15 protein-coding genes are annotated in these 16,244 nt (G+C 61.8%); 7 read left to right on the forward strand and 8 right to left on the reverse strand.

Features of this window, described 5'->3' with window-relative positions:
- Window positions 1-28 precede the first annotated feature (28 nt).
- The 4 genes from AC1XDK_RS03790 to AC1XDK_RS03805 form a co-directional block, all read right to left on the reverse strand.
- The gene (locus AC1XDK_RS03790) at window positions 29-1,606 is read right to left on the reverse strand and encodes a hypothetical protein (protein ID WP_483348434.1); all 1,578 of its coding nucleotides are present in this window, start codon (window positions 1,604-1,606) and stop codon (window positions 29-31) included.
- A gap of 224 nt (window positions 1,607-1,830) precedes the next feature.
- Window positions 1,831-2,274 (reverse strand): universal stress protein, encoded by a 444-nt coding sequence (locus AC1XDK_RS03795; RefSeq protein WP_483348435.1) that lies wholly within the window; start codon window positions 2,272-2,274, stop codon window positions 1,831-1,833.
- A gap of 71 nt (window positions 2,275-2,345) precedes the next feature.
- Entirely contained in the window at window positions 2,346-3,620 is a 1,275-nt protein-coding gene (locus tag AC1XDK_RS03800; protein WP_483348436.1) for an inorganic phosphate transporter, read from the reverse strand.
- Between the two features lie 56 nt (window positions 3,621-3,676).
- Window positions 3,677-5,866, reverse strand: coding sequence for an outer membrane protein assembly factor BamB family protein (locus tag AC1XDK_RS03805; RefSeq protein WP_483348437.1), 2,190 nt, complete (start codon window positions 5,864-5,866; stop codon window positions 3,677-3,679).
- A gap of 288 nt (window positions 5,867-6,154) precedes the next feature.
- Between AC1XDK_RS03805 and hisH the strand changes: the two genes are divergently transcribed.
- Window positions 6,155-6,814: an imidazole glycerol phosphate synthase subunit HisH gene (hisH, locus tag AC1XDK_RS03810; protein ID WP_483348438.1), complete on the forward strand. Its 660-nt coding sequence runs from the start codon at window positions 6,155-6,157 to the stop codon at window positions 6,812-6,814.
- Window positions 6,815-6,827: 13 nt separating this feature from the next.
- Here hisH and AC1XDK_RS03815 read toward each other — a convergent pair whose 3' ends face one another.
- Window positions 6,828-7,172, reverse strand: a complete 345-nt coding sequence (locus AC1XDK_RS03815) for a hypothetical protein (protein ID WP_483348910.1) — start codon at window positions 7,170-7,172, stop codon at window positions 6,828-6,830.
- 196 nt (window positions 7,173-7,368) lie between these two features.
- Here AC1XDK_RS03815 and AC1XDK_RS03820 point away from each other — a divergent pair, with 196 nt between their 5' ends.
- From AC1XDK_RS03820 to AC1XDK_RS03830, 3 genes are read left to right on the forward strand one after another with little or no spacing between them, the layout of a single operon-like run.
- Window positions 7,369-8,475 carry a tRNA (guanine(26)-N(2))-dimethyltransferase gene (locus AC1XDK_RS03820; RefSeq protein ID WP_483348439.1) on the forward strand — a complete coding sequence of 369 codons (1,107 nt, stop codon included), beginning with the start codon at window positions 7,369-7,371 and terminating at the stop codon, window positions 8,473-8,475.
- Window positions 8,476-8,511: 36 nt separating this feature from the next.
- Complete coding sequence (locus AC1XDK_RS03825) at window positions 8,512-9,738, forward strand: YihY/virulence factor BrkB family protein (RefSeq protein WP_483348440.1); 1,227 nt, start codon at window positions 8,512-8,514, stop codon at window positions 9,736-9,738.
- A gap of 2 nt (window positions 9,739-9,740) precedes the next feature.
- A complete protein-coding gene (locus AC1XDK_RS03830) occupies window positions 9,741-10,586 on the forward strand; it encodes a phosphatase PAP2 family protein (protein ID WP_483348441.1) in 846 nt (281 codons plus the stop codon).
- Here AC1XDK_RS03830 and glnA read toward each other — a convergent pair.
- Window positions 10,583-11,953 (reverse strand): type I glutamate--ammonia ligase, encoded by a 1,371-nt coding sequence (gene glnA / locus AC1XDK_RS03835; protein ID WP_483348442.1) that lies wholly within the window; start codon window positions 11,951-11,953, stop codon window positions 10,583-10,585. The two genes, AC1XDK_RS03830 and glnA, sit on opposite strands and share 4 nt — an antisense overlap.
- 124 nt (window positions 11,954-12,077) lie before the next feature.
- Here glnA and lrp point away from each other — a divergent pair, with 124 nt between their 5' ends.
- The 3 genes from lrp to AC1XDK_RS03850 all read left to right on the forward strand — a co-directional run bounded on the left by lrp (window position 12,078) and on the right by AC1XDK_RS03850 (window position 13,694).
- Window positions 12,078-12,533: an HTH-type transcriptional regulator Lrp gene (gene lrp / locus AC1XDK_RS03840; RefSeq protein ID WP_483348443.1), complete on the forward strand. Its 456-nt coding sequence runs from the start codon at window positions 12,078-12,080 to the stop codon at window positions 12,531-12,533.
- A gap of 42 nt (window positions 12,534-12,575) precedes the next feature.
- Window positions 12,576-13,232, forward strand: a complete 657-nt coding sequence (locus AC1XDK_RS03845; RefSeq protein WP_483348444.1) for a helix-turn-helix domain-containing protein — start codon at window positions 12,576-12,578, stop codon at window positions 13,230-13,232.
- A gap of 132 nt (window positions 13,233-13,364) precedes the next feature.
- Window positions 13,365-13,694, forward strand: a complete 330-nt coding sequence (locus AC1XDK_RS03850; RefSeq protein WP_483348445.1) for a DUF7344 domain-containing protein — start codon at window positions 13,365-13,367, stop codon at window positions 13,692-13,694.
- 172 nt (window positions 13,695-13,866) lie between these two features.
- On the opposite strand, the gene thsA is transcribed toward AC1XDK_RS03850, so the two are convergent.
- Window positions 13,867-15,534 carry a thermosome subunit alpha gene (gene thsA, locus AC1XDK_RS03855; RefSeq protein WP_483348911.1) on the reverse strand — a complete coding sequence of 556 codons (1,668 nt, stop codon included), beginning with the start codon at window positions 15,532-15,534 and terminating at the stop codon, window positions 13,867-13,869.
- Window positions 15,535-15,673: 139 nt separating this feature from the next.
- On the reverse strand, window positions 15,674-16,222 hold the full coding sequence (locus AC1XDK_RS03860; RefSeq protein ID WP_483348446.1) for a KH domain-containing protein: 549 nt from the start codon (window positions 16,220-16,222) through the stop codon (window positions 15,674-15,676).
- Window positions 16,223-16,244: the final 22 nt, after the last annotated feature.

Genomic DNA, 16,244 nt, shown 5'->3' on the forward strand with positions numbered 1-16,244 from the left:
GCGTTTCGAGGACGAGCCTCGAAACCGCTCAGTTCTTGCACTTCTTGCCGTGGTGGTGCTTTTTCTTGCCGTCTTTGCCGCCCTTCTTGCACTTTTTCTTCTTGCCGTGGTGGTGCTTTTTCTTGCCGTCCTTCTTGCACTTCCCGTCGTCCTGGTCGCTCTCGTTGCGCGCGTTCGATTCCGCGTACTGGACGTTTTCGTTCCGTTGGTAGTTGAGCTGTTCCGCCGTCGCGTCGCCGTTGTCGATGGAGAAGGCGATGGCGCTGTTCTGCTCGTTCACGTTCAGCTGCTCGATGTACTGTACCTGCTCGATTTCGGAGAGGGCTTCCTGCGTGTTGACTTGGTCGTGGCCGTTGTCGTACGCGACCGCCCACGAGCCGTCGCCCTTCGCGTCCGTACCCTTCATCACGCCCTCGACCTGCATGCCTCCCTCCTCCACGTTGACCGAGGTCGCGGAAGCGATTTGGGCGTTGAAGTTGCCCTGATAGCTGGCCTGCGTGGCCATCGACTCGCTGTCGTCCAGTGCGACCGCGAGGGCCGCGTTCTGCATGCTGGAGTTCCGCTGGCTGACGTCCTGGAACTGGTCGATTTCGGATTCGGCACCCTGCTCGTTCGCCTGCGTCGACCCGTCCGAACACCGTTTCACGTCCGAATCCGAGTAGTCGCCCGTCATCTGGGCGGTCGCCATGTAGTCGTCGACGGGAGTCGGGTCGAAGTTGAGCGCGGTGGCCGAGGCGATCTGTTTGTTCCGGTTGAACTGACAGCTGACCTGCCACGCTTTGGCGACGCTGCCTTCGCCGACGGCGAGCGCGACCGCGACGCCCTGCTCGTTGTAGTTCAGTTGGTCGACGTCCTGTGACTGTTCGACGGACGAGTCGGCGCTCTGGTCATCGCCGTCGCCGACGTTGGCCGCGAGCGCTTCCGCGTCCTGAACGTTCTCGTTGAGTTGGAAGCTGCGCTGATAGGACCGAGCGTAGCTTTCGCCTTCCGCGACTGCGACGGCGCGGCTCTGGCTGCTGTAGTTGACTTGGTCGACCTCCTGCTCTTGGTCGATGTCGGCTTCCGCGGACTGTTCGCTTTGGTACTCCTCATCGCTGACGACCCAGCCCGAGAACTCGCTCGAACCCGACTCGTGGGCGAAGACGATGAAGGCGTTTGCGACGTCCTCGAACGTCCGCTTTTTGTGGCCTCCCTTCGCGTTCTTCGACACCGCTTTGCCCGCCTGCACGTTCTGGTTGTTCTGGTACGTGCGCTGGATGGCGTCCGCCTGCCCGCCGTCTATCGAGATGGCGATGGCGTTCTCCTGCTGATTGACGTTCAGCTGGGAGACGTCCTGATACTGGATGACCTCGGACGACGACTCCTGCGAACTCGCGTGAACGTCGTCCTTGTGGTCCGACAACCACGATTCGAGGTCGACGTCTTCGGTATCGACGCCGAAGATGAGATAAACGTCATCTCCGTCCGCGTGCACGACGTCGCCGGACGCCGCGTCCGTCACGTCCGAAAACCGACTGGCTACACCGGCTCCGATACCGGTCGCCGCCATTCCTTTCAGATATCCTCTGCGTTTTAGCTTGCCGAGTGACCGCTTGTTTCCTCGCATAGTACGACCTGGTAAAGCATCGTTTCGCATTTCGTTATGAGCCACCTGAAGAGAATACTACCCGAGTAGGAGCTAGTTATAACGGTGAAAACGAGTGAAAATGTCCGATTTCAAACATACAGTCATCGGTTGTATTTTCGTCGGGAGGAAAGAAGGAAACCGGAAACAGCGGAGAGTTCAATCGGGGCCTTCCGGGGAATAAACTATCGTCGACGCGAGGAAAATCAGCGAACGACAGTCACCATCATCGGTGCACGACGCATCACTCTGTCGGCGACGGACCCGAGGAGTATCTTCGAGATGTCGTCTCGCCCGTGCGTCCCGATGACGATGTGGTCGACGTCGTGTTCACGGGCGTAGCGGAGAATCTGCCGCGCGGGCTGTCCCATCTTGACCACGCTCTCGACCGGAACGCCGTCGGCGCTTTCGCGTAGTTCCTCGTGCAGTTCGTGTGCGTTGTCCCATTCCTCCTGATACCACTCCTGCGAGTAGGCCGGCATCCCCGCCTTGCCGAGCGGCGACTGATAGCCCGGCGAAAGCGGGTCGATGTCGAAGGGGTTGACGGCGGTGATGACGGTGAGTTCGACGTCCGGCATGGCGACCGCGTATTCGAACGCCTCCCTCGATTTCGGCGACCCGTCCACCGGAACGAGAACTTGTTCGGTCATGGCACTCAAAACGGTGGAAACCAAGTAAAGCGGTTCTCTCTGCGCTTGGTACGAAGACGGGTAAAACGAACTCACCCGACGTGCAATACGAACTCGAAGATGAGAAACGACCCGACCGCAGAGAGGGTCGGCGAGAGTACCCACAGGAGGACGATTCGACTCGTCGCCGCCGAGTCGAACAGGTTTTCGGCCGCCAACTCCTCGACGCTCTCCTCGCCGATGGGGGGCACCTGGCCATGTTCGCCGCCGTCCACCACGGTGTTCGGGTCGGGAACGTCTCCGTCCGCCACGTCGCCGATGGTCGGTCCGGGTGGCACCTCCGATTCGCTCGTCTCCGCTATCAACGCACCCGAAGAGAGTTCCGCGGCGGGCGTCTGTTCGCCCTGCAAAGCGGCGTCAGCCACTTCCGCGACGGTTACCGCGCGACTGGCCCGCCCCCATCCGAGCCCGATGATACACGACGTGGTGCTGACCGCGAGACTCGCAGGGATGCCGAGGCGCGAGAGAATCGTGATAATGGTCGCGCCGATGAGCGAAACGATGAGCGCCGCCAGAATCGGCAAGTCGGTGATACCGTCGCTGATGGTGTCGAGCGTCCGCCGGGCGATGGTGAACCCGCCGAGGCCGATGGCTCCGATTGCGAGTAGGATTCCTTGGCTGGCGGTGATAGACCCGTTGCCGATGAGCGGGGCGACGGCGTTGGCCGCGTTCGACGCCCCCGCGCTGAATCCCATGTAACAGGCGATGATGAGTACCGACGCCGCACCGCCCGCTTCGCGTTTGCCGACGCTACGGCCGAACTTCGGCCGTGGAATCGACCCCGAGCGGTCGAACGTGAACAACCCGCCTTCGATTCGTGAGAACGAGAACCGAGCGTCCAAATGCGGATAGAGGTACCGGCCGATGGCCAAACCGACGATGAATGCCGAAAGCGGCGCGACGATCCACGCCGAGACGATGGTGAACATCAGCGACTCGTTGAGCGTGTTCGACGCCAATCCCAATCCGACGATTGCACCCACGGCCGTCATCGACGTGGACGCGGGCACGCCGAAGAGGTTCGAGATGAGGAGCGCGAACCCGGCGAAGAACAGGACGACGATGCTCGTCGTCAACGTGAACTGACTCGCCGGGACGATGCCGTTGCTCATCGTCTCGATGACGTTCCGACCGACCGTCCAACCGCCCCAGAGGGCGAACACCGTAAACAGCGCCGCCGCACCTACTTTGCCGATGATTCGACTGCCGACTGCGGGACCGAACGCGACGCCCGTCGAGGACCCACCGATGTTGTAGCCCACGAAGACGGCGACTATCAATCCGACTACGAGTAATGCTGTTACCACTCCCTTTCCCCCAATCGTACAACGCGGGCGAACTATTTCGTTCTTGCTCGTCCGACTCAAGTCCGAAACGCCGCCCAGCGAAGCATGTCGTCGAACGCGACGACGGATTCGTATCGGTCGTCCGGGTCCTCGGCCATCGCCGTCGAGACGACGTCGTACAGTTCGGACGAGACGGCGTCGGAACGGAGCGACTCGTACTCGTCCGAATCGGCCCCCGCCACGACGGCGGCACGATGTTCGGGGTTTAGCATGCGTAACGCTCCGTCGTCCGGTGTCTCCCCGGTGAGAACGAAGGCCGCAATCGCGCCGAGACGGTACACGTCGGTTCGCTCGTCCGTTTCCCCGTCCGCGACTTGTTCGGGCGCGGCGTAGGGCGACCGTTCACGGAACTCCGCGAGCGCGGCGGCGAGTTCCCAATCGGCCACGGCGACGACGTCGCCGTCGAGGAAAACGGACTCCGGGGTCAAGCCGCCGTGAATCAGGCCGCCACCGTGTGCGTCGTGGACCACTGCGTTAGCGTCCGAGAGCGCGCCGAGTCGCTCCTCGACCGACCGGGAGGGGTCGGCGAGTGACCCGTCCCCGTAGTACGGCAGTTCGATGCTCTCGTCGTCGGTATCGAGGACGGGGACGACGCCGGGTCTGTCGCTCATCTCGGCCCAGCGCTCCGCGGCGGACCGGAACGTTTCGGCGACGTCCGGGTCGGTCAGTCGCCGTTCCGCGACGACCATGGGGCCATCGTCGGTGCGCTTTCTGACGCGATACGTCTCGGTGAACTCGTCCACAGCGATGCGTTCGAGGCGGCCGTACTCCGGTTCTGGTTCCGCTTCCCCGGCGTTCGCCGTGGCCGCCTCCTCGTCATCATTGAACCGTCGGTAGGCCGCGAACGCCGCCGTGCCGAGGACGCCGGCCGAAAGCGCCATCCCCGGAACCGACGAGAAGAAATCGCTCGTGCCGTCGACGACCGTGGAGAGAAGCGAGTGGTGGCGGTCGAACGCGTACAGGCCGCCGGCGGCCCCGAAGAAGACGTCGTCGTGCGTGACGATGGTGTTGACCGCCCGACCCGGACCGGTGAACGACCACTCCAACGAACCGTCTTCGGCGGAGAGCACGTAGAGAGTTTTTCCGAGCATGGCGTAGACGAGTCCGTCTCGGACGTCCAACGTGACGGAGTAGTAGTTGTCGGGAACGTCCGTCTCGAACGTCCACCGCTTCGTTCCGTCGGTCGTTATCGAGTAAACCGAACCCTGTCGGTTCGCGCCGAACACCGCACCATCGGCGGCGACCGGGTCCGTACTGACGGGAGTCACGTCGTCGTACTGCCAGTCTATCGTCCCGTCTTCCGCGTCAATGGCACGGAGGGTCTCGTACCACAAGTACACTCGCCCGCCATCAGCGACCATCGTGGTACCGTGTGCGACTGACCAGCGCTCGCTCCCATCGGCGGGGTCGAGCGCCCGCAGTTCGGCCCCGACACGGCAATAGACGGTCTTTTTCGTGACTGATTGTAGACGGATGCCGCTATGCCCCCACGACTTTTCCCATCGTTTCGTCCCGTCGGCAGCGGAAAGGGCGTACAGGATTCCCCGTTGGCTGACGTACAGAGTCCCGTCGAAGAGGAGGATGTTCGAAACGTGGTTCTCGCCGATGCCGTACGACCACGCTTGCTCACCGGTCTCCACATCGAGAGCGAGGACCGAATTGTCCTTGTCAGAAACCACATACACGCGCTCGTCGTCCACTTGCATTCCCCGGGAGTACCAACCCACGGGATTGCGCCACTGTATTTTCCCCGTCTGCACGTCGACGGCGACGAACTGTCGCGCTTCGCCCTCGGAGTTCCTGCCGTCCGTCGCGGAGACGAACATCGTACCGTCCTCGACGACAGGAATCATTATCGACGTGAAGTCGTGAGTCCACTTCTCGTGACCGCGTTCGACACCGAGACCGTAAAGAGTGTACCGGGGCTGTCCGCCGTCGCTCCGTTCTCCAACCGAAATGGTGACTAAAACACCGTTTTCCACGACGATGGGATAGGCGAGTCGACTCACCTGCTCCCCCGAGGGGTTCCCTACCGATTCGGGGAACGTCCACGCCGGTTTCGGCGCGTCCTCGGAGGACGTCGTCGTTCCCAACGTCGTCGTTCGTTGTGTCGTCCGCTGTGCGTTGCCGACGCCGACTGCCGCGCCGAGCGTTGCCGTCGTCGTCAAGAATCCACGTCTGGAGAACGAGGAGGGCGAGGGATTCATATTCGAAGTCACTGCGTGGAGTTATTTATAGTTGGAGATGTGGAACGAAACTCCGAGAGGGCCGAAGTCACTTCCAAGCCGATTTGCCCATCCGCTCGAGAACGCCGCGAGGGAGGTCCAGAAAGTGCGTGAGGAGTTCGCGGCCTTCGTCGTTCATTCGGAGGTGTGAAAGGGTTATTTATCTGGTCATTTCGGCGCTCAATACGTGTGTCAATCATAGTCACGAGAATACGGTCATATTTTGGAGAAACGCGAAACCGTTTGTATCGGGAGGCACAATCCGTTACCATGGAAGGGAGCACCCACGCGAAGCAGCGGGCCGCGTCCGTCGTCGTGGTCGATTACGGCCTCGGCAACCTCCGAAGCGCGGTCAAGGGCCTCGAACGCGCCGGTGCGAGCGTCGAAGTGTCCGATGACCCGGCGACGTTCGAGACGGCGGACGGTATCGTTCTGCCCGGCGTCGGAGCGTTCCGTGAAGGGGTCGAGAACGCCGGACCGTACCGCGAGGCGCTCGTCGATGCCGCCGAGAGCGGAACGCCGGTGTTCGGCATCTGTCTCGGCATGCAGATGCTGTTGACGACGAGCGAGGAGGCCGAACACGCCGGGGAAGGTGACGTGACCGGCCTCGACCTGATTCCGGGGACGAACGTCCGGTTCACCGGCGAGCAGAAGGTGCCACAAATGGGATGGAACGAACTGTCCGTCCAACGCGACCATCCGCTCGTCGATGGCGTGGGCGGCGAGTACGCCTACTTCGTCCACTCCTACTACGCCGTCCCCGAGGACGACGACGCCGTCGTGGCGACGACGGACTACGGCACGGACTTTCCGAGCGTCATCGCCAACGAGCCGGGAACCGTCTTCGGAACGCAGTTCCACCCCGAAAAGAGCGGCGAGACGGGGCTTCGAATCCTCGAAAACTTCGTGGACTACTGTCTGGACGGATAAAACGGAAATCGAATCACAGGAACTCGCGCACGTCGGAGTACCACATGTCGTGGTGGTCCATCGCGTCGATTCGGCGGGCGATTTTTGCGGCGAGGACGTGCCAGCACAGGTCGGTGGGGTCCTCGGGGTTTAAATTGTACTCGCTGTCCCGACAGGTACATCCGTCCTCCACGATGTATTCGTCCTCGAACCCGACGACGACGACGAAGTCGCGGTATTCCTTGACCCGGCGTTCGGAGACGGCTTCGATGGCCTGTCTCCCACGGTCGTCGTGTGCCGACAGGATGCGACCCACGATGTCCGGCGTGAGCGTCCGCACGTCCGCCAGTTCGGTCTCCCACTCCTCGACGCGGTTCATCGTATCCACTCCTCGGGGGAGCGCGAACGACAGGGGGAGTTCGAAGCCGAACGCACGGGCAATCGGTTCGGACGGACGTAATAAACCCGTTCCGGTAGCGAGGAGGCGTCGGGTCGCTCGACCGAACGGACGGCCGCCGACCACCGCCCGTCGGCAACCCGTATCCCTTTTCGGGACGGAACGCCGACGAGAACACATGAACGTCCGCGAAGGAGGCGTCGAGGTGGAAGTCCCCGAACAGGATGGGGACGCCATCATCGACGACGTGTTTTTCAACCCGGTGCAGGAGCTAAACCGCGACCTGACGGTGGCCGTCCTGCGAACGTACCGTGACCGCGAACCGCGAGCCGAGTACTATCTCGACGCGATGGCGGCCTCGGGGATTCGGGGCGTCCGCGCCGCCGCGAACGAGTGGAACGTGACCTGTGCCGACATCGACCCGGACGCGGTCGAACTCTGCCGGGAAAACTTCGAGCGCAACGACCTGCCGGGAACGGTCGTCCACCGGAACGCCAACGCGCTCATGCACGAGGAGGTGTTCGACGTGGTGGACATCGACCCGTTCGGGACGCCGATTCCCTTCGCCGACGCCGCCTTCGCCAACACCCGCGATTTGGTCTGCGTGACGGCGACGGACACCGCGCCGCTCTGTGGCGCGCACTTCCACAGCGGCGTCCGGAAGTACGGCGCGATTCCTCGGAACACCGACTACCACGCGGAGATGGGCGTCAGAATCCTCCTCTCCGCGCTCGCCCGCACCGCCGCACGCTACGACAAGGGTGTCACGCCGCTCCTGACGCACGCGACCAGTCACTACGTTCGGACCTACCTCGAACTCGACGAGGGGGCGACGACGGCCAACGGGGCCATCGACGAACTCGGCCACCTCTATCATTGCGAGGACTGTCTCCACCGCGAACACGAGTACGGACTCATCGCCGACCCGCCCGAAGCCTGTCCGGCCTGCGAGAGCAACCGCCTCCTCACCGCCGGACCGGTGTGGCTCGGCCCGACGCACGACGCCGAGTTCGTGGATAGCGTGCGGGAGAACGTGACCGATAGGATGGGAACCGAAAAGAAAGCGAACAAACTCCTGACCCAACTCTCGGGGGAACTCCACCGCCCGACTCACTACGACCAACACCGCCTCTGCAAGGAGTGGACGCGTTCGGCGTCCGGGATGGACGAGTTCTTGGAACGCCTTCGAGACGTGGGGTACGAAGCCTCGCGCACCCACTACGGCGGGACGACGTTCAAGACGCCCGCCGACGTCGCCGAGATTCGCGAGGCGACGCGCCAGTAGCCAACGTTTTTGGTTGATTTCGTGGAAGTACCTGCCGTGACTATCGGAACGACGGCACGCGAAACCATCGACTACGCGCGGGAACAGGAAATCACGTTTCTCGCGGCGGGAATCGCCTACTATGCGTTCGTCTCCATTCTCCCGGCCCTGCTGTTGGCGCTCGCTATCGCTTCGTTCGTCGGCGGCGATGCGTTCGCCAGCAACGTCGTTGAGACGTTCCAGACGTTGCTCTCGCCGAAGGCGAAGGACATCGTGCAGGATTCGCTCTCCAGCGCGTCGGGTCGAAGGAGCGCGACCATCGTCGGGTCGCTCGTCCTCGTCTGGAGTACGTTGCGGGTGTTTCGAGGGCTGGACGATGCGTTTTCACGGGTCTACAACGTCGACGAGACCGAACCGTTCGTCGAGACGATGACGGACGCGGCCGTCGTGCTGACGGTCATCGCGTTCGGCGTCGCCGGTGTCGCGGTGGTCAACGTCCTCCTCCCGAGCCTGTCGTGGCTGCCGTTCGAGAAGACGCTCGTGTCCGTCGCGCTCCTGTTCGGACTGATTCCCGTCTTCTTACCCCTGTATTATTTCTTCCCCGACACCGACGTTACGATTCGAGAAGTCCTTCCGGGGACCATGTTCGCCACGCTCGGGTGGACCGCCCTCCAAGCGGTGTTCAGCATCTACGTCGATTCGGCGGCGCAGTTTTCCGCCTACGGCGTTCTCGGGGGGGCACTGTTGTTGGTGACGTGGCTCTACCTCGGCGGCATCGTCCTGCTGTTCGGGGCGGTCATCAACGCGGTTCTCGCGGGACGGCACTTCAGGAAAACTAAAGGCGTGGCAGGCACCACAGAAAGACAGCAGGGAGTCAAAGGAGAGGACATGACCGACGATACAGAGCAGTCCGCACCGGATATCCTCGAACTCCACGACGACGTAGAACGGCTACAGTCCGAGTTCGAGGAGTTCGAGCACGATGTCGATGAGCGCACAGTTCAAAAGTCCGAACTGGAGTCGGAACTGAAGGGATACGTCCGTAGACGGATGCGGCGCGGCCACGCACGTGGGTGGGGCCCGTATATCGTTCTCCTCTACGGGACGGCGATGACGCTCGGCGCGTTCCGATGGCTCGACAGCGGGTGGGCCATCGGGGCGATGATAGTCATCTGGCTCTCCACGCTCGGTCTCTACACGCTCATGATGCTCGTCGGATTCGGCGTGAGCGCCGCAGGCGTTCCGGGACGCGTCGGCGGTCGAATCAGCGACTGGCGTTCGTAATCATGACGCGTGGTTGGGGCGTCGTCGAACTCCTTCACAGGACACTGCCACACTGGATACCGAAGGTGTTCTCCGTCGTCACGCAGCTTGGCGACGCGTGGCTGTTCTTCGTCCTCGGTGCGCTCTTGTACTGGTACACCGATGAGCGCGACACGTTCGGGTTCCTCCTCGGTGCGACGCTGGGTGCCCTCTCGCTGACGCTCGCGTTGAAGGGATTCTTCGCGCTAGCACGGCCACGGGATGCGATTCGGTTCGCCGAGGCGACCGGGTACGGATTCCCGAGCGGTCACGCGCTCGGTTCGACCGTGTTCTGGTTCCTCCTCGCGCTCTCGCTCGACCGCTGGTCCCGGAGAGCGAGACTCGCTGCCGCGAGCGTCATCGTCGCAGTAGTCTGCCTCTCGCGTCTCGTACTCGGCGTCCACTTCGCGGTCGACGTGGTGGCTGGCGTCGGCATCGGACTCGTCTACCTCGCCGTCGTGATTTGGGGATTGAAGCGACAACCACGGGCGGCGTTCGGCGTCGCTGTACTGTGTGCGCTCGCGGCCTACGCCGTCGCTGTGCTGTTGTCGCCGGTAGAAACGGCCCTCGCCGAAACCGGCCTCGTCGACGCCGTCACTGCACTCGGCGGCACTATCGGCGCGTTCGTAGCGTGGGAATTAGTCGGCCCGCCGGACGGGACGGTCGGGCGTTGGGCGGGCGCGGTCGGCCTGCTCGTCCTCGGCGGTCTATCGGTTATCGGGCTGAAGGTACCGATTCCGCACGTCGCCGTGTTCGTCATCAACGCGGTCGTTCAGGGAGGAATCGTCGCGTATCCAAAAATAGTTGGTCGCCGGGGAATCGACGGTTAGAACTTCTCCAAGTACTTCTCCTTCTCCCAGTCGGAGACGAAGACGCGGTAGTCAGCGTAGTCAGCGCGCTTAGCTTCGATGAACTTCTCGGTCACGTGCTCGCCGAGGCCTTCCGTGACCACTTCGTCGGCTTCGAGCGCGTCGACCGCTTCGTCGAGGGAACCGGGGAGCGTCGTGATACCGTACTCCTCGCGCTTCTCGTCGTCGAACTCGTAGATGTCCTCACGAACCGGTTCGCCGGGGTCGGCGTCGTTTTCGATGCCTTCGAGCCCGGCCGAGATGACGGCGGCGAGCGCGAGGTAGGGGTTGCACGACGGGTCCGGGCTACGGATTTCGAAGCGCGAACTCGCACCTGCGGCGTCGGGAACGCGGATGAGCGCCGAGCGGTTGGTGTCGCTCCACGCGACGTAGACGGGCGCTTCGTAGCCGGGGACGAGGCGCTTGTAGGAGTTGACCGTCGGGTTCGTGACGGCGGTGAACGCTTCCGCGTGGTTCAGGATGCCGCCCATGAAGTTGTACGCCGTCTCAGAGAGGTTGAACTCGTCGTCGGGGTCGTCGAACGCGTTGCCGTCCTCGGTGAAGAGGCTGATGTGACTGTGCATTCCCGAGCCGTTGATTTCGCTGATGGGCTTGGGCATGAACGTCGCGTGGATGTCATTCTGTTCCGCGACGGCACGAACGACGGCGCGGAAGGTAGCGATGTTGTCCGCCGCCGCGAGCGCGTCCTCGTACTTGAAGTTGATCTCGTGCTGACCGTCCGCGACCTCGTGGTGGCTCGCTTCGATTTCGAAGCCCATCTTCTCCAGCGTGAAGATGATTTCGCGGCGAACGTCGCTCGCCATGTCCTTCGGCGCGAGGTCGAAGTACCCGCCGGAGTCGTGCGGGACGGTCGTCGCGTTTCCGTCCTCGTCCTTCTCGAAGAGGAAGAACTCGGGTTCGGGACCGATGCTGACGGTGTAGCCCATTTTGTCGGCCCTGTCGAGGACGCGTTTCAGCACCTGCCGCGGTCCGCCAGCGAACGGAGTACCGTCGGTGTTCACGACGTCACAGATGAGACGTGCGCTCGCCGAGTCGCCGTTGGAGCGCCATGGAAGGACTGCGAACGTCGATGGGTCCGGTTCGAGACGCATGTCGCTTTCCTGAATGCGCACGAATCCTTCGATGGACGAACCGTCGAACCAGATTCCCTCTTCGAACGCTTTTTCGACCTGGTGGGCAGGAATACTGACGTTCTTCACCGTTCCAGTGATGTCGGTGAACTGGAGACGGACGAAATCGACGTTTTCGGTCTCGATGGCATCGAGAACTTCCTGTTCCTCTGCGGATAGCCCTGTATCCTCATTGGTGGCAATATTTCCGTCTGTCATCTTTATAGACACCCTACGAAAATACATCCACCATTAAAACAGTATCGGTTGGCCAACTGTGCGATTTTGGCCTAGAATTGGATATTCGTAAAATTCTAATGGGTGGAGTGAGTTGGTAGGTGTAATGACGTACGAAAATCTGGATGCGAAACTCGTAAACGAACTACTTGGCGACGGGCGAGCGAGCCTCCGAAGTCTCGCGGAGAAACTGGACGTGTCGGTCACGACCATCTCGAATCACCTCGCACATTTGGAAGAGCAGGGTGTCATACAAGGGTACTCCCCGCGCGTGGATTACGACGAGTTGGGCTACGACGTGACCGCGGTCGTCCAGTTGAAAGTCGAGGGGAACGCCCTTCCGGAAGTCACCGAACGACTGCAGGGCCACGCCCAAATGATAAGCGTCTACGAAGTCACCGGCGACTACGACATCATCGCCATCGGCAAGTTCACCGACACGGACGGGATGAACGAGCAAATAAAGAAACTGCTCATCGACCCGGATATCAAGGAGAGTAACACGAGCGTGGTCCTCAACGCCGCGAGCGAACACGAGCAGTTCAAACTCGACGAGAAATAATCGACCAATACTACTTAGAACCCCGGGTGAGTCTCCTCGGTAATGAGTGTCATTGCGGAGTTCACCATCCGTGCGCCGGACCTCGTCCTCACAGCGACGCTCAACGACATCCCGGAGATGACCGTCGAACTCGAACAGCAGATGGCGAGTTCCGACGAGACCGCACTTCTCATCGTGTGGGCCACGGGCGGGGATTTCGACGCGTTCGACGACGCACTCCGTCGTGACCCGACCATCGAATCGCACGAGATAGTCGAAGAGTTGGACGTTCGGAAGCTGTACCGACTGTGGATGGATCGGGACGAACTCATCGAGGTGTACCCCGCCTACGAGGAAATCGGTGCCGTTCCGATGGCGGGCCACGGTGCATCGGGCACATGGACACGACGGGTTCGGTTTCCCGAACGGGACGCGCTGGTCGAATTTCAACGGTTTTGTAATCGGGAAGGAATCGAGTTTTCCCTCAACCGGTTGTACACGCCGGGGGAGAAGGAATCGGCCTTCCATCTCACGGAAGCACAACGCGAAGCCCTCGTCGCCGCATACGACTCGGGATATTTCGGCGTCCCGCGTGACGCCACCCTCTCCGAGTTGAGTTCGAGACTCGATATCAGCAAACAGTCGGTTTCCGAACGACTTCGACGAGCACAATCCCGCCTCGTCGAGAACACTGTTCTCGGGGAGAAAAAGAAGCAATGAAATAAACAGCCTGAAATATAAGGCTAGCTTTCAGATTGATTCGAACACATTGTACAAGTATCAGTACGCACGCACCACGATTTCAGACACGACTGTATCGATGCATACACACTATCAATGGAACCTCCACAGATGTCTCCCTTAGATAATATCGACACGCCCGCCCCGTCCGTCATCTTCTCCACGCTCGCAAGTGCGCGACGCAGGCTCGTATTGCGAGAACTCCTCGAACACGGACCATCGCTCACGGTGGACGCGCTCGCCGAGCGGATTTCCGCCCACCGGCCGAATACCGACCCGAGACGGGTGTTCGCCCAACTCTATCACAGCCACCTTCCGAAGCTCGAAGACTCCGGCGTGGTTCGTATCGAAGACGACCTCGTGACGCTCGAAGAACACGCGAAAGCCATCGAGCCGTACCTGTTGCTCGCCGAACGGTACGATTCGACGCGCGAAAAATAACGATTACCGCGGGAGTTCAGCCGAAACCGACCCGGAAAGCGGGTCGAAATGACGTTCTATCGTGAACGGTTCGTTTCGCGGGTGAAGGTGGTGCGATGAAATTCGTCCTTCGGCCGAATATGGTCTCGCGGGCGAAGCCCGCTCGACATTCGAGGTTTCTTCGAAACCTCTCTTACATCGCGCCGCCCATACCACCCATGCCACCCATGCCGCCCATGCCGCCGGGGGCACCGCCGGGCGCGCCGCCTTCATCATCGTCGTCGCCGACTTTGCCGCCGGAGAGGTCACCGGCCGCGATGACGTCGTCGATGCGAAGGAGCATGACGGCCGCTTCCGTCGCGCTCTCGACTGCTTGGGTCTTCACTCGGAGGGGTTCGACGACGCCGTCCTCTTCCATGTCCACGATGTCGCCGGTGTAAGCGTCGAGTCCGGCGCTGGTCTGGCCGGCGTCGTGTTTGCTGCGGAGGTCGACGAGCGAGTCGATGGGGTCGAGTCCCGCGTTCTCCGCGAGGGTGCGCGGGATGACTTCGAGCGTGTCCGCGAAGGCTTCGACGGCCAACTGTTCGCGGCCTCCCACGCTGTCGGCGTAGTCGCGCAGGGCGAGTGCGAGTTCCGTCTCGGGTGCACCGCCGCCGGGGAGCACTTTGCCGTCTTCGAGCGTGACGCGAACGACACCGAGGCTGTCCTCGATTGCGCGCTCGACTTCGTCGACGACGTGTTCCGTGCCACCGCGGAGGATGAGGCTGACGGATTTCGCCTCTTCGACTTCCTCGACGAAGATGCGCTGGTCGCCGCCGACGTCCTTCTGGGCGACGCTTCCGGCGAATCCGAGGTCGTCTTCCGTGATGTCGTCGGCGCTGTTGACGAGGGTCGCGCCCGTCGCGCGAGCCAGTTTCTGCATGTCGCTGGATTTCGCACGGCGGACGGCGAGGATGCCTTCCTGTGCGAGGAAGTGCTGGGCCATGTCGTCGATACCGCCGTCGACGAAGACGACGTCAGCGCCGACATCGACCAAGGAGTCTACCATGTCACGGAGCTGTTTCTCCTCTTGGTCGAGGAACTGCTGGAGTTGGTCGGGGTCGGTGACGTTGACTTCCGCGTCGATCTCCGTCTCCGCGATTTCGAGCGCGCCGTCGATGAGGGCCACGTCGGCGTCCTCGGTGAAGTACGGCATGTTGTCGTGGACGCGCTCCTTGTCGATGATGACGCCGTCGACGAGTTCGGAGTTGTCGATGGTGCCACCGACGACCTTCTCGACTTTGATGTTGTCCGTGTCGACGCCGTCCTCGTCTGCGACGCTCTGGACACCGTCAACGACGAGTTCGGCGAGGTGGTCTTTCGCGTTCTCCGCGCCCTTGCCGGTCATCGCCGTGGCGGCGATCTTCTGGAGGTATTCGGTGTCGTCGGCGTCGACCTCGATGGCGTTCTCTTCGAGGACTTCCTTCGCCTTCTCGGCGGCCTGTCGGTACCCCTGTGCGAGGGTCGTGGCGTGGATGTCCTGTTCGAGGAGGTCCTCCGCCTTCTGGAGGAGTTCACCGGCGACGACGACGGCGCTGGTCGTCCCGTCGCCGACCTCGTCCTCCTGCGTCTGGGCGACTTCGACGATCATGTTCGCCGCCGGGTGCTCGATGTCCATCTCCTTGAGGATGGTCACGCCGTCGTTCGTGACGACGACGTCGCCCATCGAATCGACGAGCATCTTGTCCATCCCTTTCGGGCCGAGTGTGGTACGTACGGACTCTGCGACCGCCTTTCCGGCGGTGATGTTCATCGACTGTGCGTCCCGTCCGGAGGTTCGCTGGCTGTCCTCGGAAAGAACGATAAGCGGCTGATTGCCCATTGGCTGTGACATAGTCATCAGATTCGTTGATTGCGATTCTATATAAATGTTCCCATGGCGGAGTGAGAACGTGGCACACAGGTCTCTCGCAGGCAAGCGCCACGAAATAACACGGAGTATTTATATGTGAATCGAAGGATTAGCCGCTGAACTGGTGGTACTCCATCCCTTGCCGCTTCATCTCGTTGCGTTTGCGTTCGAGGAACGAGTACACCGACCCGTGTGGCGCACCGTCGAGGAGCATCTCCGCGGCGCTTCGGACGGCCTCGACCTGCGGCGGTTGCCCGATGATACCGAGCGTCGTTCCGTAGATGACCACGTCCGCGCCCGTCAGTTCCTCCATCAACTGTCGCGTTCTGCCGTTCTCGCCGATGAGACGGCCTTTGTGTCGCTGAAGGTCGTTCTTGTTGCGTGCGGCGGCTTCGATATCCACGAGGTCGAACAGCATCATGTCGTCGTCGAGGAGGGCGAGCGCCTCCTCCGGCGAGAATCCGCGTCCGATGGCCTTGACGATTTCCGGCGCTTTCAGTCCGCGAACGGGGTCACCCGTCTGTTCGACGCGAACGGAACCGTCGTCCGAGTCGATATCGAGACGCACCTCTGCACGGCTTTCGATTTCGCGCATCGTCTCACCACCTTGGCCGATGAGAACACCAATCCTATCCTGCGGAATCGTCACGTGCTTCATACGAAATTCTATCACATGAGGC

The organism is Haladaptatus sp. HS23 (assembly GCF_056892285.1).